This is a genomic window from Dyadobacter koreensis (assembly GCF_900108855.1).
GTDB classification, from domain to species: Bacteria; Bacteroidota; Bacteroidia; order Cytophagales; family Spirosomataceae; genus Dyadobacter; species Dyadobacter koreensis.
On the sequence record NZ_FNXY01000002.1, the window covers coordinates 380,238 to 401,356 of the forward strand.

Consider the following 21,119-nt stretch of genomic DNA (forward strand, 5'->3'; position numbering starts at 1 on the left):
ATTGATTTTACAAATGTATTGCTGTCAGTCAAGTATCTTCAAATTTATTTTCGAAGATATGTTTGGTCAATTTTGTATCTGACAATTTTGATCAATATCTGATAACAAAACGTACTGATTTAGTAGTCGTCACAGCGGTAAGTGAAATAGTGAATGATTTGATCAGCGAGGTTAATAAAATGATCGGATTCTTTGAAAGTCAAGCCTCCGGGCCGGATTCACTTTCAACTCTCAACTATACACTTTGAACTAAACCAGGACGGGTAGGGCATTCCAAAGGGTTTTTATTAACTCTTTAACTAATGTTTATGTTGTCACACAATTTGGGCTACCCGCGCGTGGGAAGCCAAAGAGAACTCAAAAAAGCCAGCGAACAATTCTGGGCTGGAAAAATTACCAAAGATGAATTGCAGAAAACGGGACGGGAGATCCGTCACCGCAACTGGCAGCTTCAAAAGGATGCCGGTATTGATTTAATTCCTTCCAACGATTTTTCATTATACGATCAGGTTTTGGATACTTCCCTGATGGTGGGTGCAATTCCGGAACGTTATCAGCAACTGATTGACGGCAAATCAAACCGCGAGCTGGATCTTTATTTTGCCATGGCACGTGGCGTTCAGCACGACGGACTGGATATAAAAGCGATGGAAATGACCAAGTGGTTCGATACCAACTATCATTATATCGTACCAGAATTTGTCAAAAATCAGGAATTTAACCGTTATTCAGATAAGGTTATTCTTGAATTTGAAGACGCCAAACAAAAAGGAATTTTCACCAAACCAGTTCTGGTTGCTCCGGTTACTTTTTTATTATTAGGAAAAGAAAAGGAGGATGGTTTTAACAGGATTTCTTTGTTGGAAAAACTGCTTCCGGTTTATATAGAAATTTTGAAGGAACTTGCCTCGCGTGGTGCCGAATGGGTTCAATTGGATGAGCCTTGTCTGGTTTTGGATCTTGGAAAAGAAGAACAGGAAGCGTTGAAATTTGCTTATCAAAAGATTCAGCAGGATGTCCCGAATTTAAAAATTTTACTGGCTACTTATTTCGGCGCATTAAATACGAATCTTTCACTTGCTGCAAATCTTCCAGTCGCTGCTTTGCATATTGATGTAACGCGTGGTGCTGAAAGTTTGCCTGAAATTCTGGAAAATCAGGAATTTGTGAATTCTTCTAAACTGCTTTCAATAGGAGTTGTTGACGGAAGAAATATCTGGAAAAATGATTATAAGAAATCACTGGATTTCATTCAGCAGGCCATCAATATTTTGGGTGCTGAACGCATTTTGGTTGCCCCGTCTTCTTCCTTATTACACAGTCCGCATGATCTGGATTTGGAACATAATGAAGCTGTGCTGACCCCAGAAATTAAAAACTGGATGGCCTTTGCAAAACAGAAATTGCATGAAGTTGCTGCTTTGGCAAAACTTGCTGGTACTGATTATAAAACGGACACGGTCTTTGTAACAAATCAAAAAGCAATAGAAAGCCGGCGTACTTCCAATTTGATCCATAAACAAGAAGTTAAAGATCGCGTCAGTGCGATTAAGGAAGATGATTTTGAACGTCTAAGTCCATTTTCTTTGCGCCAAACGATTCAATTGGAAAAACTGAAACTTCCGCTTTTCCCATCAACAACAATCGGTTCCTTTCCGCAGACCGACGAAGTTCGTCAATTGCGCGCGCGTTTGAAAAAAGGGACTTTGTCTCTTGAAGAATATGAAAGCAGGATCGAAGAAGAAGTGATCAGCTCAATCCGCTGGCAGGAGGCATTGGGTATCGATGTGCTTGTCCATGGTGAATTCGAGCGGAATGATATGGTGGAATATTTCGGAGAAAGACTTTCCGGATTTGTATTCACAGAAAATGGCTGGGTTCAAAGTTACGGTAGCCGGTGCGTGAAGCCACCGATTATTTTCGGTGATGTTGAACGCCCGGCACCGATGACGATCCGTTGGTCTGCTTTTGCCCAGGCAAATTCCGAAAAACTGGTCAAGGGCATGTTAACCGGTCCGGTAACGATTTTGCAGTGGTCATTCGTGCGCGACGATCAGCCAAGAAAAGATACCACTTTCCAGATCGGCCTTGCCATTCGTGATGAAGTAATTGATCTGGAAAAAGCAGGAATTAAAGTAATCCAGATTGACGAACCTGCGATTCGTGAAGGTTTGCCATTACGGAAATCGGATTGGAAAATATATTTGAAATGGGCTGTGGATGCATTTCGTCTGAGTGCTGCGGGCGTCTCTGATCAAACACAGATTCATACGCATATGTGTTATTCGGAATTTAATGATATCATCGATTCAATCGCTGCAATGGATGCGGATGTGATCACGATTGAAACGTCCCGTTCGCAAATGGAGTTACTGGATGCTTTTGCTGATTTCAATTATCCAAATGAAATCGGGCCTGGCGTTTATGATATTCACTCGCCGCGTGTACCAACTGTTGATGAGATTACCGCGCTTTTGGAAAAGGCATTAAATGTAATTCCTGCACGTAATCTCTGGGTAAATCCGGACTGCGGTTTGAAGACCAGAAAATGGCCGGAAACAGAAGCCGCCTTGCGAAATATGATAACTGCGGCTAACTTGCTGCGAGAATCGGTCACAATAGCAAAGTAATAAAACTATATTGATATAATATAGAATCTCCCGGTTATCATGGATGCCGGGAGATTTATTTTTTTAAGATTATGAATTTAGAAGAGAGAATTAAACTATCGGAAACAAGAGTTTTTAAAACTGTTTTTCCAAATAATACAAACCATTACGATACGCTTTTTGGCGGTACTGCTTTGTCGATGATGGATGAAGTTGCCTTTATTGCCGCTACCCGTTTCACACGTTTGCGCTGTGTGACGGTTTCTTCTGACCGGATCGATTTTACACATCCGATTGCAGCGGGAACGATCATTGAACTTGTGGGGACAGTTGTGGAAATTGGAAATACGAGTATGAAAGTAAGGGTGGATATTTTCGTTGAGCAGATGTATGAACAAGGGAGAGAAAAAGCAGTCTCCGGTTTATTTACATTTGTAGCGCTTGACGAAAACAATAAACCGACCAAAGTTTTAAGCAAAGAAAGCGTTTAACAAAAATTTAATTTTTCCTGTAATCCAAAAAAATACCCTTTGCGTAGGTATATATCATTGGCTTATTTGACCGGGAAACGTGCCTGAAAATGCTTGTCCTTGATTTATACAGATTTAGGATTAAAAAAATATAGCCTGCTTAATGTGACCGTTAAATAGCTGTCCTCGTCCACAAAGGAATTAATTTATGTGCATAAGGCAGATTTACCTATATTTGGCACTTTATTGACATTCACGTTCACACTAAGAAATTTAGTTCATTAATTAATTCTAAATGAAAATTTTAGGAATTTCAGCTTTTTACCATGATTCAGCCGCCGCGCTTATCGATAATGGTGAAATAGTTGCAGCAGCTCAGGAAGAACGTTTTACGCGTAAAAAGCACGACCCAGGTTTCCCCTCAAATGCAGTAAGTTTTTGCATGGAGTATGGTGGGATCTCACTTAATGACCTGGATGCCATCGTCTTTTATGACAAGCCTCTTTTGAAATTCGAAAGATTATTAGAAACATATTATGCTTTTGCCCCCAAAGGTATCAAGTCGTTTCTTACGGCTATGCCGGTCTGGATTAAGGAAAAAATGTTCCTTAAAAGGTTAATCAATGAGGAGCTTGAAAAGCTGGGTTATGATAAAAAGAAACCTGTGAAGATGCTCTTCCCTGAGCATCATTTATCGCATGCAGCAAGCGCATATTATCCCTCTCCATTTGAAAAATCGGCAATTTTAACGGTCGACGGAGTAGGTGAGTGGGCTACTGCTTCCATTTGTCTTGGGGAGGGAAAAGATATTACCAATTTGAAAGAACTAAGATTCCCGCATTCCCTGGGATTGTTATATTCTGCATTTACCTATTTCCTTGGTTTCAGGGTTAATTCCGGTGAGTATAAGTTGATGGGGCTTGCGCCATATGGTGATCCTACATCACCTGATATCGCAAAATATGAAAAAATCATTCTTGAAGAATTAATTGAATTAAAAGAGGATGGTTCGGTATGGCTCGACCAGGAATTCTTTGATTATGCGACCGGATTGAAAATGGTGAACGAGCATAAATGGGAGGCACTTTTTGGCTTTAAAACCAGAAAGCCTGAGGATGCGCTTGAATCTGTTCACTGTAATTTAGGACTGGCTATTCAGAATATCACAGAAGAAGCCGTGATCCGTATGGCCAAAGAAGCCAAACGCTTAACCGGTGCAGATTATCTGTGTATGGCAGGTGGTGTGGCTCTAAACTGTGTTTCCAACGGGAAATTGCAGAAGGCTAATATCTTTAAAGAAATATTTATTCAGCCGGCCGCAGGTGACGCGGGCGGAGCTTTAGGTGCAGCTCAGGCTGCTTATCATATTTTCTTCGGCCAGGAACGCAAAGTTACCTGGAAAGCAGATGCGATGCGCGGTTCCTATCTTGGCCCGACATTCTCAGATCTGGAAGTTGAGCTTGCTGCCAAAAAATATAAAGCAGTTTCTACACATTACGAAAACTTTAAAGAACTGGCTGATGATGCCGCAAAATTACTTGCAGAAGGTAATGTTGTGGGATGGGTACAGGGACGTATGGAATTCGGCCCTCGTGCATTAGGCGGAAGAAGTATTCTGGGTGATCCGAGAAATGCTGAAATGCAGAAGAAACTAAACCTGAAAATTAAGTACCGTGAATCGTTCCGTCCGTTTGCGCCTTCAGTTTTGGCGGAAGATTGCGCAGATTATTTTGACTACGACGGGACTTCTCCCTATATGTTGCTGGTACATCCGGTTGCGGAAAGCAGAAGAAAGCCAGTTCCAGCAAATTACAATGCGATGGATCTGCGTGAAAAATTATATTTTGAACGCTCAGATTTGCCTTCAATAACGCATATTGATTACTCGGCGAGGATCCAGACGGTTCATAAAGAAACCAATCCGCGTTACTATGAATTAATCAATTCGTTTAAGAATCTGACTGGATACGCTGTGGTTGTTAACACAAGTTTCAACGTTCGCGGGGAACCTATTGTAAACACACCGAATGACGCATATCGTTGTTTCATGAGAACTGAAATGGATTACCTTGTTGTAGGAAACTACATTTTTGACAAGAAAAAGCAGCCGGAATGGATGGAGAAAGATAACTGGCAGGAAGAATTCGTTTTAGATTAGACCAATTATTTTACCTTTAAATTACCGCAGGCTGCAATCACATGACGTCTAAAATAGTTACCAGTATAATCCGGATCATTTTTTTGGGAGTGTTATTTATCTTCCTTTTTTACCCGGATCGTTTTCATATCACTTTTGAATATCCAGGCGCTCCGCAAAGCGATAACTGGCATCTTCGTGTTACAAAATCGTTTTTCTGGCTTTTACTGGTCATTGAAATACTGAGGATTTTTTATTACGGTGTTGTTAAAAGCAAGGCAAAAGGAATTCTGGCCAATATTGTGACGATTGCGACTCCGTTGATCATCACACTGATATTCCTGGAAATTATTTTTATGTACATTCCGCAAAGTCATGAAGGGGTTTTATCAAAAGCTTCGCAGATCTGGTGGGAAAAATACTGGAATCCTGTTAATCAGCTGGGATATCATGATAAGGAAGTAGAAAAAACACAGGCGGGCAAAAAACAAGTGCTCGTTATAGGCGACTCATTCGCGGCAGGTCACGGTTTAAAAAGCGTAACAGAGCGTTTTTCTGATCAGCTTGAAGATAAACTTGGGAAGTCTCAGTACACAGTATATAACCTTGGCGTTTCTGGTGCAGATACGAGAGACGAAGCAAAACGTCTGGAAGAGTTTCCGGTTAAGCCGGATGTTATCGTTCTTCAATATTTCCCGAATGATGTTGAAAAAGTCGGCAGGGAAAAAGGTTTGTCACTTTCAGGGGCGGCACCTTATGGTGATTTGAAAGGGCCTATGGCGACATTGGTAAAAAGGTTTTACCTGCCGAATTTCATCTACTGGCAACTTCCCCATACAGGATTTAGTACATTTGAAAAATTCGTTCAAACTGCTTATACCGACACAACCATACTTAACGCTCACCTTCGCGACTTATCCGAAATGGTCGCTTATAAGGATAGCACGGGAGCGAAAATGTACGCCGTATTTATTCCGTTTCTGTTTCAATTAGATAAGAGTGCAGGCTACACTAAACCAGTAGAGGATTATCTTCGTGCACATGGGGTGACGGTAGTTACCTTAAACGACGGAATTGCCAAAATCCCTGAAAAAGATCGCGTGGTCGGAAAGAACGACGGACATGGAAGTGCTGTGCTTAACGGACTTATCGCAGACCGGCTTTTTGAGGCGATGAAAAAAAATTGATACCTTTGAATCTAAAACATATCAACAAATGGATTTTCTAACAGACTTATTCGCCTTTATGAAGGAGCGCAAGAAATGGTGGCTTGCTCCTGTCATTATCGTATTGTTATTAATTGGTGTATTGATCGTGATCGGCGGTGGTTCAGCAGTTGCACCGTTCATCTATACTTTATTCTAGATAGTAAAAGCCGTCAGCAAGAAATCTGCTGACGGCTTTTATTTCAATTGCTAATCAGGCTTCGTTTCTTCTAATAGGGAAGTCTGGGTTTTTTATAACCTATATCTAAAACAAATGAGTGAGTCAGAAAAAGCCAAAGCACAGCTGGTTATCGTAACCGGTCTGGTTGTTTTATATTTTATTTTCAAATCCCGTTATCCTTATTTCCTTATAGGAGCAGCAGCAGTCGGCGTAATCAGTATTGCAATTCCGGTTGCGGGAGACCTGATCGTGAAAGGCTGGTACAAACTTGCTGAAATACTTGGAGCCATCAACGGACGAATCCTGTTATCGGTTGTCTTTTTTATCGTTTTGGTCCCGGTTGCAATTATGTCGAAGATCGGTAAGAAAAATCCTTTGTCCTTAAAGCGTGAAAGCAAAAAAAGTGTATTTATTGACCGAAATCATAAATACACTGCAAAAGACCTGGAACAAGTCTGGTAATTATATTAAAATATTTTTTTGAAAAAGAGAGCTTGATTTTTAAGCTCTCTTTTTCGTTAAGCTCTCTTTTTTCTACAAGCGCGGTCGTAAAGAAGCTGTAACATACCGTCTTTTAAACCGACGTCAGGGACGTGGATCACGGTAGCTCCGGCCCATTTCATAGCAGAAGTATAAATATCCCCAGCCGGTACAATTACGTCAGCACGGTCAGGGTTCAATTGAAGTTTATTAATTCTTTCCGCCAGACTGAATTGCGCGATGTAATTTCTCATCCGCAGGATTTCATCAAGGCTCGTCGAGCTTTCCGTTAATTTTGAAGAAAGATCAAATAGTTTGTTAATGTTACCGCCTGTGCCAACAGCTTCGATAGGTTGAGAATGATCCACATGATTCGTAATCCATTCCTGCATTTTTTGAAAAGCCGTTTTGGATTCCTTTCCTTCCAGTAACCTTACCGAACCAAGTTTGAAGGACTTGGCAATAATCTTTTTGCGATCCTGATACAGGTTTAGTTCTGTACTGCCGCCGCCTACATCAATGTGCAGATATTGTCCGTCACTCAATGATTTGACAACTACATTATTAACAAGTTCAGCTTCACGCTGGCCGTCGATAATCTGGATATGAATTCCTGTTCTTTGTTCTATATGAGCGCGGACATCATATCCGTTTTCGGCTTCACGCATCGCCGAAGTGGCGCAGGCCATATAATCCTCAACTTCATGTAATTCCATCAAAAGCTGATACGAAAGCATGAGTTTGATCATCCGGTCTTCACTCATCGGAGAAATTCTTCCCTCCGTAAATACGTCATGTCCAAGACGGAGCGGAAAACGCACATACTCAACCTTTTTCAGACGAGTTATACCTTCGTCTTGCAAAACCGAAGAGATTTGCATACGGGCACCGTTGGATCCAATATCTATTGCAGCAAATTTCAAAAGAGAAGTATCAAAATGGTTTAATAAAAACCAAAAATAGGGCTTTTCGTGAACATCTTTCAATTATTATGCTCAGAATCGTACTAAATGGTGATTACATCTTTTTTCCAATCTGGTATAAAACTTTAATTTTCAATCCCGGACCACTCTTTGATGCTTGAGGAGAAAGTGGTGAAAAATAGGTATATAGATAAGCCTCGGCCTGCAATACAACGGGATGCCAGCTTTTTTCAATCCCGGCTGAAAAATTCAGTGAATTGACCAGATTTAAATTCATTTTTTCCGTTACTTTCTCGCTCCGGATAGCTCTGATAATATTAGGTTTCGGGTTTGTCGGATTGAAAAAATCTCTGTAACAATCGAACTCTACATCTTGCTTCTGACTAACTGTAAAGTTTGTTCCCGCACCAACAAAAAAAGCAAAGTCATTTTTAAGATCGTTACGATAAGCGACCGTAAGCGGAATTTGCATAACAGAAGGTTTGATATTAATATTTTCTATACCTTCAAAAGGCATTAGATGAGGTTTATAATCATCCCTGAAGTTCTTTTTCGTTTTTTCACGGTACGACTTTTCAGAGTAAAAACCTTTTGGTTTAATTTTCAGCCAGCTAAAACCTGTAGAAATAGAAAAATGTTTGGCAACGATCACTTCTGCAACAGCTGTTCTTACCTGATTTTTTCCTTCCCATTGCTGAGCAAAACCGAAGCGATAAGGAACTTTAAGATTCAGCTTTGGAATTGTCGTTTCGGCTTTTTTAGCAGAAGTATTATTTTTTTCTGAAACGGGCATTTTCGCTCCACTTGCGCTGGATGCAAGTAAAACACTTTTGACCCGGCTTGGAGAAATCCTTCTGGCCAAAGAATAGTTCATTCTTCTGGAAACTGTTTGAAAATTGTTTTCCTGTATTGGTGATTGGGTTGCAAGCGCGTCAAATCTGCTGTCAAGTGTTTTGCCGAAGGCGATTGTATTGACGGTGCCGTTAAAATTTGATCCGGTATTTGATCCTGAAACTACATTTCCACTTCCTGAATTTCCGCTATCTTCCATGCCTTTATAGCGGTAAATTTTACCGGCCTTTTCACTGGCAGCCAATGAACCGCTGTCACTGTACCGCTTTATAGTGTTTTTCTCAATATTTTCCGAAGGTTTAGGATCAGAAGAAATGATTGTTTCTTCCACAGGCCTATCATTGGCTGAGATATTATTATTAGCCAAAATTTCAGGATTTTTCTTTAAAAGCGGAACTCCTGCACTTTCTTCGATTATTGAATTATTATCCGTTTTAGTGTCCGATATTCCGTTGGTTTCATCTGCGCTATTCTCAGCTGACCCGGCATTTGCCAATGATTCCCGGATATTTTTTTCCTGAGGAACAAATCGATGTTCTTCACGGTATGGATCATAACGCTCATCTTTATCAGCTGGCTGCTTTTGAACCAGATAGACCGTATCCGTTTTCTGAACAATGGTCGGCGTATTTTTAATAACTTCGATCTGATTCTTTAATGTTTTCACATCCGTCAGCAAATCATTGTTTTGCGAAAGCTGGTTGACGTACAAAAAGGCCATGACGGAAGTCACAGCTGCCGCCGCGGCATATCCAAGCCACGAACTATACTGCTGCCAGAACGTTGGTGGCGTGTGGGCATGCATGTAGTTCTGCATTTTCGTCCAGTCATCTTCATGAAATTCGGGCGTAATGCTCTCTAGCTTTCGGCGTATAGTTTTCTCAAATTTATCAGTTTTCATTGCTCTTGAATGACTTTATGCCCCAATCACTGGGAAAGAGATGTGGGTAATGCTGTTTTATCAAATGCTGCAGCCGGGCCCTGGCTCGCACATAATGCGAGCGCACGGTAGCCTCATTTATTTGCAAAAGGTCTGCTATTTCACGGTGATTGTACCCGTCCACGACGTATAAAAGAAATACATTTTTGTAGATCGGTTTAATTCCCTGCACTAGCTGTAAAATTTCATCCGCTGTTATCTGGCTCACTACATCTTCATCAAAACGCGGACATGGTGCATCTTCGAGCGAGATCATATCCTCATGATGTTTTTTATGTTTACGGTAATAACTTATCGCCGTATTCACCATGATCGTACGAAGCCACGCCTTGAATGGATGCGCAGAATCGTATTTGTCCATGTTGTTAAACACTTTGAGGAAACCTTCATTCAATACTTCCTCAGCCTCTTCCGTGGTTGAGGTATAGCGCAGGCAAATACTTTTTGAATATCCGAAAAATGACTTATACAGATACCTCTGAGCCTGGTTGTTACCAGCTATGCATGCAGAAACGACTGTTCCGAAATCGTTTTCATTAAAGGAAGATTTCTTACCAAATAGCAAAGTTAGGGTGTCAAATTGTTAGGATATGAATCTTGTAATAGGAGATACGCCTAAGTTTTATAATCTGTTGCAAAAGAATTTATTCTTATAAAATCTTTCTGCTAAGTTAAACTTTTTGCCATTTATTATGTCTAACTAAAATCTATATTTTTCGAAATTATCTTACTGATAGTCAGCTTGAAATAATTCGGACATTTTAGATACTTAATCAAAAACGGAATCAGGAAGTATAATAAGTTGTTGAGCTAACTATTCTGGTATTTATTATTTGTAGAAAGTTTTAAAATAAAATCCTTCGGTTTGCAACAACCTTCTTTACAGGTACGTAATGGCGTTTAAAGCGATGTTGCTTTATACCCAGTACACACCTTAAAAGAATGGAATTATGAAGAGGATGATTTTATTGATGGTTGCCTCATTAGGTTTTTGGTTTGTTTCATGTCAGAATGAAAACACGGACATGAGCCCGACGACGGATACGGACGATGTTAGTTTGGAGACTGTTGCGGCTTCCGCTGCGCGTTTTTCTGTCGAGGCAGATTCTGTCACGACGCGTAATTGTAAAGGAAAACTGACAGAAGTGGCGGTAGCGGATTTGTCAGCTGTGATAACAGATTATATTTCGACAATCTATCCATCTTCGACTTTAAAATTCGCGGCGAAGGATGAGAGCGGCAAAATTGTAGTCTCGATTTTGCTTGCTGACGGAACTCCGAAAGGATTAATTTTTAACGCAGACGGAAGTTTCAGCGCAGAATTAAATGGTCATGCAAAAAGAGCGAAACTAACGGAAGTGGCGGTTGCTAATCTTCCTGCAACGATAACAGGTTACATCACAGCTAATTATGCAGGTGCCGAAGTTAAGAAAGCAGGTATTAATGCAGATGGACAATATTTTGTGGGTATCGTACTTGACAGTAAAATAAAAGTACTTCTGTTCAATGCGGACGGCACTTTTAACAGAGAGTTGGAAAAGGCATCAGGCGGAAAAGGCCCTAAAAGACACTGAAAAATTTTGTTAGGGGTGAGTTGGAATACGGGGCTGGATTTTCCGGCTCCGTATTTATTTTTTAAACCATTATACGATCATAGCTCACTTCGTTTTCGAATCGAGCATTTCGATTTCGGACGTATTTTTTATTTCTCCCATCACAAACAGACTGTGAGAACTGCCGATATTTTCAAGTGCCCCAAGTTTCTGCATGAGGAAATGCTGATATTGCGACATATCGTTTACGACTATCTTGAGTAAAAAATCATAGTCGCCGGAAATGTTAAAACATTCCATAACCTCAGGCATCGCGAGAACAGCCTTCACAAATTTTTCTCCCATCGTCAGGGAGTGTTCTTTCAGGGCAATGTTACAGAAAACCATCAGTTTTTTTCCAACCTTTTCTCTGTCAACCAGCGCAACATACTTTTTAATTATTCCTTCTTTTTCCAATCGACGGATGCGTTCGTATACAGGGGTATACGAAAGATTTAATTTTTCCGACAATTCACGTGTTTTCAACGTAGCATCCTGTTGCAGGTAATGCAGTATTTTGCAATCCGTATCATCCAGATTATACATAGATAGATTATCTTTACAGTTAACTATTACTATTCAAAAGTAGATAAATTATTTACTGATTGCTTATAAAACAGACGAAGAGTCTGATTTTTTTCAAATTATTGAATAAAACATCTGGTAATGTAAATTTGTATTATCAATAAGTGTGCAGTTACAACCTGTATAAAATTATTGAAAGAGTAAAATGGCGGGATTATTTTTCGTAACAGGAAAAAAGACATAATGATAACAGCACAGAAGTTTGACATTCGGGAAATTTTAAAAGAGCGTATTCTTGTTCTTGACGGAGCGATGGGTACGATGATACAGCGCTATAAATTAGAAGATTATGATTACAGCGGAGAACGTTTCAAAGATTGGCCGCATGACGTAAAAGGTAATAACGATTTACTTTCGCTGACCCGTCCTGATGTGATTAAAGAAATTCATGCAGCTTATTTTGAAGCCGGAGCAGATATAGCGGAAACAAATACGTTTTCAGGCACGACGATCGCCATGGCCGATTACGGTATGGAAGAGTTGGTTTATGAATTAAATTTTGAATCTGCGAGAATCGCGCGTGAAGTTGCTGACGAATTTACAGAACGTGAACCTGAAAAACCTCGTTTTGTTGCGGGTTCGATCGGTCCGACAAACAGAACCGCTTCCTTATCTCCGGACGTAAATAATCCTGGGTACCGTGCGATCACATTCGATCAATTGGTTGAGGCTTATTATGAACAGATAAAAGGTTTGACTGACGGAGGCTGTGATCTTCTTTTGGTTGAAACGGTTTTCGATACTTTGAACGCGAAAGCAGCGCTTTTTGCAATAGATAAATTTTTCACAGACGCGAAAAATGGTCTGGTTGAAGTATTACCAAGCTGGAAAACAGGAGCTGATGGTTTTTTACCGATCATGGTTTCCGGAACGATCACAGATGCATCGGGCCGTACGCTTTCCGGGCAAACTACGGAAGCATTTTTAACTTCCATATCCCATTTGCCGTTATTATCAGTTGGTTTGAACTGCGCATTGGGAGCCGATTTAATGCGCCCGTATGTGCAAATTCTTGCAAAGAATTCTCCTTTTAATACGTCTGCTCACCCAAACGCAGGTCTGCCGAATGAAATGGGAGAGTATGACGAATCGCCTGAGCAGATGGGCGAAGTTATTGACGGTTTTTTGAGAGATAGTCTGATCAATATCATCGGTGGCTGCTGCGGAACAACGCCGGGGCATATTCGTGTGATCGCGGATCTTGCCGGAAAATATAAACCGCGCGTAATTCCTGAGTCTGAAAAGATTTTGAAGCTTTCAGGTCTGGAGCCGATGGATATCACGAAGCTTACAAATTTTGTTAATATTGGCGAGCGTTGTAATGTTTCAGGTTCAAAAATGTTTGCGCGTCTGATCCGCACAGGAAAATTTGACGAAGCGTTATCTGTCGCCCGCGATCAGGTTGAAAACGGTGCGCAGGTAATCGATATCAACATGGATGAAGGGATGATCGATGGTGTTGAGGCGATGAAGACTTTCGTGAACCTGATCGCTGCTGAACCTGATATTTCACGCGTACCGCTAATGATCGACTCCTCTAAATGGGAGGTTATAGAAGCGGGTTTAAAATGTGTGCAAGGAAAAGCGATTGTTAACTCGATTTCCCTGAAAGAGGGTGAAGAGAAATTTAAAGAGTCCGCAAGAGCCGTTTTACGCTATGGTGCGGCTGCCGTTGTTATGGCTTTTGATGAAGTAGGACAGGCGGATAATCTTGAAAGAAGAAAAGAAATTTGCAGCCGAGCTTACCGGATTCTGGTGGACGAAGTAGGTTTCCCGGCACAGGATATCATTTTCGACCCGAACATCCTAACGGTTGCTACGGGGATGGAAGAGCATAATAATTATGCTGTCGATTTTATCGAATCGATTAAATGGATTAAAGCGAATTTGCCATTAGCGAAAGTTTCTGGCGGCGTTTCGAACGTGTCATTCAGTTTCCGTGGAAATGAATTGGTGCGTGAAGCGATCCACACAGCATTTTTGTATCATGCAATTAAGGCTGGTATGGATATGGGAATTGTAAATGCCGGACAGATCGGGATTTATGATGAAATTCCGAAAGATCTTTTGGTTATGGTTGAAGACGTACTTTTGAACCGTAACGAAGAAGCAACTGAGAAATTAGTGGCATTTGCGGAAACGGTAAAAGATAAAGGCAAAGTAGCGACAGGGCCGGATCTTACCTGGCGGACTTTGCCGGTTCGTGAAAGAATCAGTCATGCTTTGGTAAAAGGGAATGCGGATTTTATTGAAGAGGACGTAGAAGAATGTTTGCCAATGTTCAACCGGCCTTTGGAAATTATCGAAGGCCCGTTGATGGACGGGATGAGTATTGTCGGCGACTTGTTTGGTGAAGGAAAAATGTTTCTTCCTCAGGTAGTGAAATCTGCCCGTGTAATGAAAAAAGCGGTGGCATTTTTACAACCTTATATTGAAGCAGAAAAGCAGGAAGGTTCTTCGTTTGCCGGTAAAATTTTGCTTGCAACAGTGAAAGGTGACGTGCATGATATCGGTAAGAATATTGTTGGCGTGGTATTAGGTTGTAACAACTACGAGATCATCGACCTTGGTGTGATGGTACCGACTGATAAAATACTTGCCGCTGCAATTGAACATGATGTTGATATCATCGGGCTTTCAGGATTGATTACTCCTTCGCTGGATGAAATGGTGGGTGTTGCCAAAGAAATGGAACGCCGTCATTTTAAAATGCCTCTGCTGATTGGCGGAGCAACAACCTCACGGATTCATACTGCCGTTAAAATCGACCCCAATTATTCTGGGGCAGTGATACACGTATTAGATGCTTCAAGATCTGTTCCTGTCGCAGGGAAATTGATTCAAAGCGATGTGAGCCAGGCGCAGGTTTTACTTGATATTAAAGGCGAGTATGCAAAACTTCGTGAAGATCACGCAAAAAGAAGTGGCGAAAAGGCGCATGTGGAAATAAACAAGGCGCGTGAAAACAAAGCAAAAATCGACTGGACCAACTTCAAAGCGAAGAAACCTCAGTTTTTGGGGACTCGTGTGTATGATGATTATGATCTTGCTGACATTGCAAAATACATAGACTGGACGCCGTTCTTCCAAACCTGGCAACTTCACGGAAAATATCCGAAGATATTTGAAGACAAAGTTGTCGGCGAAGAGGCTATGCGTTTATACGAGGATGCAGCAGTTCTTTTAGGTCAGATCATACGTGATAAAAGCTTGAAAGCAAAAGCAGTGATTGGTTTCTGGCCGGCAAATTCGATTGAAGATGATATTGTTTTACATCATTTCGAAGAAGTGGGACAGGGAACTGCCGGCGAGCGTCATGGTTCCGGTGAGCATATCGAATATAAAATAAGTCAGCATTCTGCTGAGCAAATTAGCGGAGGTGAATTGGTGAACGATACCATGACTGTTTTGCATCACTTGCGTCAGCAAAGTGAAAAAGCAAAAGGTCTTGCGAATTATTGCTTGTCAGATTTCGTAGCTCCTTTGGAAAGTGGACATATGGATTATATCGGAGGTTTCGCGGTGACAGCCGGTATCGGTATTGAGCCGTTGATCGAGAAATTCGAGGCTGATCATGATGATTATAACAGTATCATGGTTAAGGCGCTGGGCGACCGTTTGGTTGAGGCTTTAACAGAACTAATGCATGAGCGCGTTCGTAAAGAAATCTGGGGGCAGACGCCAGACGAAAATTTTACGAATGAAGAATTAATCAAGGAAGCTTATAGTGGCATTCGCCCGGCACCAGGTTATCCTGCATGTCCGGATCATACTGAAAAACGCAAATTATTTGATCTGTTAAATGCAGAACAACTAGGTATTACACTGACTGAAAGTTATGCCATGTATCCGGCAAGCAGCGTCAGTGGGTGGTACTTCTCACATCCGGAAAGTCGCTATTTCCCGGTTGGTAAAATCTTTAAAGATCAGGTTGAAGATTATGCAAGAAGAAAAAACATGCCGCTTGAGGAAATTGAGAAGTGGCTGGCACCTGTTCTTGGGTATTAAGTAAGTATAAGGTTCATAATAGTTGGGAGAGTCGGGCAACCGATTCTCCTTTTTTTATTTTTTACCGTTACTTAAAAATTTTCGTACGTATATATAAATCAGGTAATTATACTCTATTTAAAATTTTATTTTATTTAAATATTTGTAACCTAATCAAAATGTCAGGACACTGGCACAAGATTTTTGCAAAAAATAAAGAACCAGCACTTTAAAAACACACAGCCATGAAAAGGAATATAATTATTTTCATTTTCTTAATTTTAGTAGCTACCTCCTTCAAATTAAGATCCAAAACGCCCTCGGGAATTTTAAATTCTGATTCGAGGGTACTTATCGAACAGGTGTCTGATACGCCATCTGAAAACAAGATCCCGGTTAGAAATCTTGAAGAAGAAGTACGTAATCTTGAGAGCCTTGAGAACGAGGCATTATCGAAATCAGATACCGCGACACTGTACGACATTTGGTCACCAGATCTGGTTGTTAATACGGCGGAAAACAAGATTCTGACCTTTGCAGATTTTAAAAATGGTTTTGAAAGAAATCAGACAAAGCCGTTTTCATATGAAAAAGTGATTGAGAAAATCACAATTTCCGAAAACGTGGCTGTGGTAATGGGGTATGAAAAAGCTGAAACTGGTAAAAAATCTGCAAAACCTTCTGAAAGTCGTTTTACTGATATGTGGATCAAAGATGGTACCGGATGGAAATTGACAGCCCGCCAATGTACCAGTCTGGCTGTGGCAAGGTAAATTCATTTTGTTCTTGTAAACGGTCTCCGCTACCGGAAACCACTTAATAACTATTAGATATTAGGCGAAAATATTATTGTTTAACGATGATCTGGTAACGGATCAATATCTTATTTTGTCATACCTGTAACTTCCAATAGATTTGTTTGTTATTTTGCATCTTGGTTTGATGGTAACAAATTATTTTCATGGAAAGATTTACTGGTCTGTTTGGTATTGTATTGATTTTGGGTATTGCCTACGCAATGTCAAACAATCGTAAAGCAATTAATTATCGTACGGTTGGCGTCGGGCTGGCAATTCAGTTTGGACTGGCAGTATTTATTCTTCGGACAGACACAGGGCAAGCTATCTTTCAGTGGCTTGGTGCAAAAGTTCAAAAATTACTCTCTTTTTCAGATAAGGGTGCTGATTTCGTGTTTGGTACTTTGGTGCGTCCGGAACTGATGGCCAAAGCATTCGGTCCTGGTAACGATTTCGTATTCTTCTTCAAAGTTATTCCAACCATTATTTTCGTAGCTGTTTTGGTTAATATGCTTTACCACCTTGGCATTATGCAACGCGTCGTTTCGACTATGGCGAAAGGCGTATACTGGTTAATGGGTGTGAGTGGGGCAGAAGCAGTTTCCAATGTTGCAAGTACTTTTGTAGGGCAGGTAGAGGCGCAGATCATGATTAAACCGTATCTGAAAAACATGACTAATTCGGAGCTTCTGGCTTCCATGACAGGTAGTTTTGCATGTATTGCCGGCGGTGTTATGGCGGTCTATATTTCCCTTGGCGTTCCGGCTCCTTATCTGATTGCCGCCAGTTTGATGGCTGCCCCAGGCGCACTGGTTATTTCTAAAATCGTTTTTCCGGAAACGGAAACGTCTAATACCAAAGGTGCTGTAAAACTAGAAATTCAGAAATCACATGCAAATTTATTGGATGCTATTGCAGCAGGAGCCGGCGAAGGGTTGAAAGTAGGTTTTAACGTTATTGCAATGTTGATTGGTTTTATCGCGTTGGTCGCCTTGCTGGATTACTTGTTAGGTTTGATCGGCGGTGTTTTCTCATTTCCGCAACTGAGCTTTAATTTTGTCCTTGGAAAAATATTTTCTGTTTTTGCCTGGGCGATGGGTGTTCCGGGAAAAGATATTGAAGCGGCTGGTTCATTAATGGGTACAAAAATGGTAATTAATGAATTTGTTGCTTATCTGGATATGGTGAAAATGAAAGATACCCTGGATCATAAAACGATCGTCATCACGAGTTTTGCACTTTGTGGTTTTGCAAATTTTAGTTCTATCGCTATACAGGTGGGGGGAATTGGGGAGTTGGCTCCGACGCGACGGGCTGATTTGGCACGACTTGGTTTTAAGGCTTTGATTTGTGGAACGTTGGCCAGTTATATGTCAGCGACTTTGGCCGGATTATTGCTTTAATTACAGAAATTCAAGATTAATTCGAGGAGTCAGCTTTTACGGAAGCTGGCTCCTTTTGTTTTTTGTGTTGACTGGCATGAATATTTTCGGTTACTTTCAGTAGTATTAAATTCTCCATTAACACACATAGGATGAAGAAAATCAAATTCGCCTTCAATTTATTATCCGAAAGTTTCAGTGAATTCATGAATGACAACGGGCTCAAATTAAGTGCTGCCTTGTCTTATTACACAGTGTTCTCTTTGGCGCCGATGCTGCTGGTAATCATTTCAATTTTTAGTTTGTTTTTTGGAAGAGATGCCATTCAAGGTGAATTGTTCGGGCAAATACGTGGGTTAGTTGGAGACAATGCCGCAGCTCAGTTGCAGGAAATCCTGAAAAATGCAGAGGTTTCCAATAAATCCGGTGTTGCGGCAGCAATTGGTATTGGCACGTTGGTTATTGGTGCGACTGGGGTTTTTGCGGAAATCCAGGACTCAATTAATTTCATTTGGTCAATTAAGGCAAAACCTAAAAAGGGCTGGCTGCAATATTTGAAAAATCGCTTGCTATCCTTCTCGATTATCTTGACACTGGGTTTTCTTCTCCTGGTTTCTCTTGGTGTCAATGCGATGGTCGATTTGTTAAGCGCACAGCTCGCGCAATATTTTTCGGAAGCTTCTGTAATCCTTTTTTATATTATAAACCTGGCGATTGTTTTGGCGATCATAACAGCACTTTTCACCGTAATTTTCAAAGTACTTCCGGACGGATACTTGCGCTGGAAAGAATGTCTGGTAGGTGCAGGTTTTACGGCAACCTTATTTCTGATCGGTAAATTTGTAATCACTTTTTATATTGGAAAAGCAGACCTTGGCGCAACCTATGGCACTTCTGCATCTATCGTCATATTGTTGACCTGGGTTTATTACTCCTCGATTATACTCTATTTTGGTGCTGAGTTTACAAAAGTATATGCCAAATTGGATGGCGTGGAAATTGCTCCAAACCAACATGCAGTGCTTATCGTAAGAAAAGAAATTGATCAGGAAACAGGGAAAGCGGTATAGTTCGCTAAGCAGATCGCATAAAAAAATCCCTGGTCGTTACTGAGACCAGGGATTTTTTTATGCGATACGATTATACTTATCTGATTACCAATTCAAAAGGCATTCTGGTTTGTGTGCCTCCCATGTTCATCAATTTTTTATACATTTTGACATAAGAAGAAAGGTCGCCCAGGTTTTTGTCCATCGCTTTTTCTTCTGAATCGTCCATCATTTTTGAAAGTAATTCCTCGAATGGCTTTTTCTTTTCAGGATAGTAACGCACACGATAATCGCCGTCCTTTAATTTAGCCGCTTTAGCCGCTATTTTGATAGCATCGTCAACGCCGCCAAGTTCGTCAACCAATCCGTTTGCTTTTGCTTCCACACCAGACCAAACACGGCCTTGTGCCAGACTTCTCAGTTTCTCCACCGGCATTTTTCTGCCAGCGGCAGCTTTTGCAGTGAATTTTTCATAACCCTCGTTTACGCTTTTCTGTATCATCGATTTCTCAAACTCAGTCATGTCACGAGTCGCAGTTGGCCAATCCGCATGTTCGCTGGTTTTTACCGCATCGAACGTAACACCCAACTTATTGTTCATGAAGTCTTTTACATTGAAAATAAGTCCGAAAATTCCGATTGATCCTGTGATCGTATTAGGTTGAGCGACAATTTTATCGCAGCCCATCGCCATATAATATCCTCCGGATGCTGCTACATCAGACATTGACGCAATAACCGGTTTTTTCTTTGCGGTAAGTTGAATTTCTCTCCACATCACATCCGAAGCGAGCGCGCTTCCACCGGGAGAATTGATACGAATGACAATGGCTTTGATCTTATCATTATCGCGAATCTTTTTTAGTTCTTTTACAAAATCATCCGAACCGATCGACTCGCTGCTTCCTTTTCCTGAATTAATTTCTCCCTCTGCAACCAAAACACCAACCCGGTTATTGAAATCACCCTCTTCCGGTTTTGCGTCAGATTTCATATATTTATCAACACCGATGTAAGAAATATTTTTATCCGCATCGATACTTAAATCTTTCTTGATAACTGTTTCAAATTCATCCCAGTATCCAAGATTTGTTACCAGTTTATTTTTTAGTGCAGCTTCCGGATTTTCAATTGTAAGCGAGTCAGCAAAATTTTTCAATCTGTCTACCGGTACGCTGCGGGAAGTTGAAACATTCTTTAAGAAATTACCATAAATAGCTCCGATCAATTCTGCGGACTGCTTTTTGCTGGAATCGCTCATGTTTTCACGCGAGAACATTTCGATTGCGCTTTTGAAAGATCCTACGCGAAAAACTTCCGGCTTGATTTCAAGTTTATCAAACGTTCCTTTGTAAAAACTATACTCTGCCGACATCCCGTTCCATTCCATACCTCCTGCTGGATTCAGATAAATTTTGTCTGCAACAGAAGCCAGGTAGTATCCTTTTTCCGAATAGGACTCACCGTAAGCAACGACAAATTTTTTCGATTTTTTGAATTCTAAAAGCTGATTTCTGATTTCTTCCAACGTTGCCCAACCTGCTGCCGGGCCTTCCGCTTTAAGATAAATTCCCTTGATTTTGCTGTCTTTCTGAGCGCTTTTCAAGGCGTCAATAATATCTTTTAAACCTGTTACATTTTCATTTCCTGCGAATGGGCCGCCGATATCTGCCAAAGGATTTTCGACACCGATTTCCTGAATAGGTTTGTTCAGATCAAGCTTTAAAACCGATTTTTCTTCGACAACCACTTTCTCTTCCGAAGAAAGCATCGAACCAATACCGATGAGAATAAAAATTGATATAACGAAGAAGGCAAAGATGCCGACAAGCGTTGCGAGGACGTATTTAAAAAACTGTAACATACCGATGTATAGCAATGATTTTAGATTCACAGATATTAATTCAACAAAATTAAGTATTTATTGTGC

General features: G+C 40.8%; 16 protein-coding genes. 11 read left to right on the forward strand and 5 right to left on the reverse strand.

Going from position 1 to position 21,119, the window contains the following annotated elements; translation table 11 throughout:
• The first annotated feature begins 308 nt into the window (after window positions 1-308).
• The 6 genes from metE (at window position 309) to BMY70_RS06175 (ending at window position 7,064) form a co-directional block, all read left to right on the forward strand.
• Complete coding sequence (gene metE, locus BMY70_RS06155; protein ID WP_090333414.1) at window positions 309-2,630, forward strand: 5-methyltetrahydropteroyltriglutamate--homocysteine S-methyltransferase; 2,322 nt, start codon at window positions 309-311, stop codon at window positions 2,628-2,630.
• Between the two features lie 71 nt (window positions 2,631-2,701).
• Window positions 2,702-3,100 carry an acyl-CoA thioesterase gene (locus BMY70_RS06160; RefSeq protein WP_090333416.1) on the forward strand — a complete coding sequence of 133 codons (399 nt, stop codon included), beginning with the start codon at window positions 2,702-2,704 and terminating at the stop codon, window positions 3,098-3,100.
• A gap of 274 nt (window positions 3,101-3,374) precedes the next feature.
• Window positions 3,375-5,237 (forward strand): carbamoyltransferase family protein, encoded by a 1,863-nt coding sequence (locus BMY70_RS06165; protein WP_090333418.1) that lies wholly within the window; start codon window positions 3,375-3,377, stop codon window positions 5,235-5,237.
• Window positions 5,238-5,278: 41 nt separating this feature from the next.
• Window positions 5,279-6,403 carry an SGNH/GDSL hydrolase family protein gene (locus BMY70_RS06170; RefSeq protein WP_090333421.1) on the forward strand — a complete coding sequence of 375 codons (1,125 nt, stop codon included), beginning with the start codon at window positions 5,279-5,281 and terminating at the stop codon, window positions 6,401-6,403.
• Window positions 6,404-6,431: 28 nt separating this feature from the next.
• On the forward strand, window positions 6,432-6,581 hold the full coding sequence (locus tag BMY70_RS30830) for a DUF5989 family protein (RefSeq protein ID WP_015812275.1): 150 nt from the start codon (window positions 6,432-6,434) through the stop codon (window positions 6,579-6,581).
• Window positions 6,582-6,695: 114 nt separating this feature from the next.
• Entirely contained in the window at window positions 6,696-7,064 is a 369-nt protein-coding gene (locus BMY70_RS06175; RefSeq protein WP_090333423.1) for an SxtJ family membrane protein, read from the forward strand.
• A 56-nt stretch (window positions 7,065-7,120) separates the two neighbouring features.
• Here the strand turns inward: BMY70_RS06175 and BMY70_RS06180 are convergent, their stop codons facing one another.
• The 3 genes from BMY70_RS06180 to BMY70_RS06190 all read right to left on the reverse strand — a co-directional run bounded on the left by BMY70_RS06180 (window position 7,121) and on the right by BMY70_RS06190 (window position 10,362).
• Window positions 7,121-8,005 (reverse strand): Ppx/GppA phosphatase family protein, encoded by an 885-nt coding sequence (locus tag BMY70_RS06180; protein WP_090334757.1) that lies wholly within the window; start codon window positions 8,003-8,005, stop codon window positions 7,121-7,123.
• Between the two features lie 94 nt (window positions 8,006-8,099).
• Complete coding sequence (locus BMY70_RS06185) at window positions 8,100-9,758, reverse strand: hypothetical protein (protein WP_090333426.1); 1,659 nt, start codon at window positions 9,756-9,758, stop codon at window positions 8,100-8,102.
• Window positions 9,748-10,362 carry an RNA polymerase sigma factor gene (locus tag BMY70_RS06190; RefSeq protein WP_090333429.1) on the reverse strand — a complete coding sequence of 205 codons (615 nt, stop codon included), beginning with the start codon at window positions 10,360-10,362 and terminating at the stop codon, window positions 9,748-9,750. Before BMY70_RS06190 ends, BMY70_RS06185 begins: the two co-directional genes overlap by 11 nt.
• 385 nt (window positions 10,363-10,747) lie before the next feature.
• On the opposite strand from BMY70_RS06190, the gene BMY70_RS06195 reads away from it, so the two are divergent.
• Window positions 10,748-11,371, forward strand: coding sequence for a hypothetical protein (locus tag BMY70_RS06195; protein ID WP_143072064.1), 624 nt, complete (start codon window positions 10,748-10,750; stop codon window positions 11,369-11,371).
• Window positions 11,372-11,455: 84 nt separating this feature from the next.
• On the opposite strand, the gene BMY70_RS06200 is transcribed toward BMY70_RS06195, so the two are convergent.
• Entirely contained in the window at window positions 11,456-11,935 is a 480-nt protein-coding gene (locus tag BMY70_RS06200; RefSeq protein ID WP_090333434.1) for an Lrp/AsnC family transcriptional regulator, read from the reverse strand.
• A 222-nt stretch (window positions 11,936-12,157) separates the two neighbouring features.
• Here BMY70_RS06200 and metH point away from each other — a divergent pair, with 222 nt between their 5' ends.
• From metH to BMY70_RS06220, 4 genes are all read left to right on the forward strand, one after another.
• Complete coding sequence (metH, locus tag BMY70_RS06205; protein ID WP_090333437.1) at window positions 12,158-15,982, forward strand: methionine synthase; 3,825 nt, start codon at window positions 12,158-12,160, stop codon at window positions 15,980-15,982.
• A 224-nt stretch (window positions 15,983-16,206) separates the two neighbouring features.
• A complete protein-coding gene (locus tag BMY70_RS06210) occupies window positions 16,207-16,734 on the forward strand; it encodes a nuclear transport factor 2 family protein (RefSeq protein ID WP_090333440.1) in 528 nt (175 codons plus the stop codon).
• A gap of 188 nt (window positions 16,735-16,922) precedes the next feature.
• Complete coding sequence (locus tag BMY70_RS06215) at window positions 16,923-18,161, forward strand: NupC/NupG family nucleoside CNT transporter (RefSeq protein ID WP_090333442.1); 1,239 nt, start codon at window positions 16,923-16,925, stop codon at window positions 18,159-18,161.
• 131 nt (window positions 18,162-18,292) lie between these two features.
• On the forward strand, window positions 18,293-19,210 hold the full coding sequence (locus BMY70_RS06220; protein ID WP_090333445.1) for a YihY/virulence factor BrkB family protein: 918 nt from the start codon (window positions 18,293-18,295) through the stop codon (window positions 19,208-19,210).
• Between the two features lie 76 nt (window positions 19,211-19,286).
• Here the strand turns inward: BMY70_RS06220 and sppA are convergent, their stop codons facing one another.
• Window positions 19,287-21,053 carry a signal peptide peptidase SppA gene (sppA, locus tag BMY70_RS06225; RefSeq protein ID WP_090333448.1) on the reverse strand — a complete coding sequence of 589 codons (1,767 nt, stop codon included), beginning with the start codon at window positions 21,051-21,053 and terminating at the stop codon, window positions 19,287-19,289.
• Window positions 21,054-21,119: the final 66 nt, after the last annotated feature.

Coding starts and splice junctions, on each gene's coding strand:
- BMY70_RS06165 (WP_090333418.1), top strand. CDS start 3,375: ATGAAAATTTTAGGAATTTCAGCTTTTTACCATGATTCAGCCGCCGCG.
- metE (WP_090333414.1), top strand. CDS start 309: ATGTTGTCACACAATTTGGGCTACCCGCGCGTGGGAAGCCAAAGAGAA.
- BMY70_RS06170 (WP_090333421.1), top strand. CDS start 5,279: ATGACGTCTAAAATAGTTACCAGTATAATCCGGATCATTTTTTTGGGA.
- BMY70_RS06210 (WP_090333440.1), top strand. CDS start 16,207: ATGAAAAGGAATATAATTATTTTCATTTTCTTAATTTTAGTAGCTACC.
- BMY70_RS06220 (WP_090333445.1), top strand. CDS start 18,293: ATGAAGAAAATCAAATTCGCCTTCAATTTATTATCCGAAAGTTTCAGT.
- sppA (WP_090333448.1), bottom strand. CDS start 21,053: ATGTTACAGTTTTTTAAATACGTCCTCGCAACGCTTGTCGGCATCTTT.
- BMY70_RS06175 (WP_090333423.1), top strand. CDS start 6,696: ATGAGTGAGTCAGAAAAAGCCAAAGCACAGCTGGTTATCGTAACCGGT.
- BMY70_RS06160 (WP_090333416.1), top strand. CDS start 2,702: ATGAATTTAGAAGAGAGAATTAAACTATCGGAAACAAGAGTTTTTAAA.
- BMY70_RS06215 (WP_090333442.1), top strand. CDS start 16,923: ATGGAAAGATTTACTGGTCTGTTTGGTATTGTATTGATTTTGGGTATT.
- BMY70_RS30830 (WP_015812275.1), top strand. CDS start 6,432: ATGGATTTTCTAACAGACTTATTCGCCTTTATGAAGGAGCGCAAGAAA.
- metH (WP_090333437.1), top strand. CDS start 12,158: ATGATAACAGCACAGAAGTTTGACATTCGGGAAATTTTAAAAGAGCGT.
- BMY70_RS06185 (WP_090333426.1), bottom strand. CDS start 9,758: ATGAAAACTGATAAATTTGAGAAAACTATACGCCGAAAGCTAGAGAGC.
- BMY70_RS06200 (WP_090333434.1), bottom strand. CDS start 11,935: ATGTATAATCTGGATGATACGGATTGCAAAATACTGCATTACCTGCAA.
- BMY70_RS06195 (WP_143072064.1), top strand. CDS start 10,748: ATGAAGAGGATGATTTTATTGATGGTTGCCTCATTAGGTTTTTGGTTT.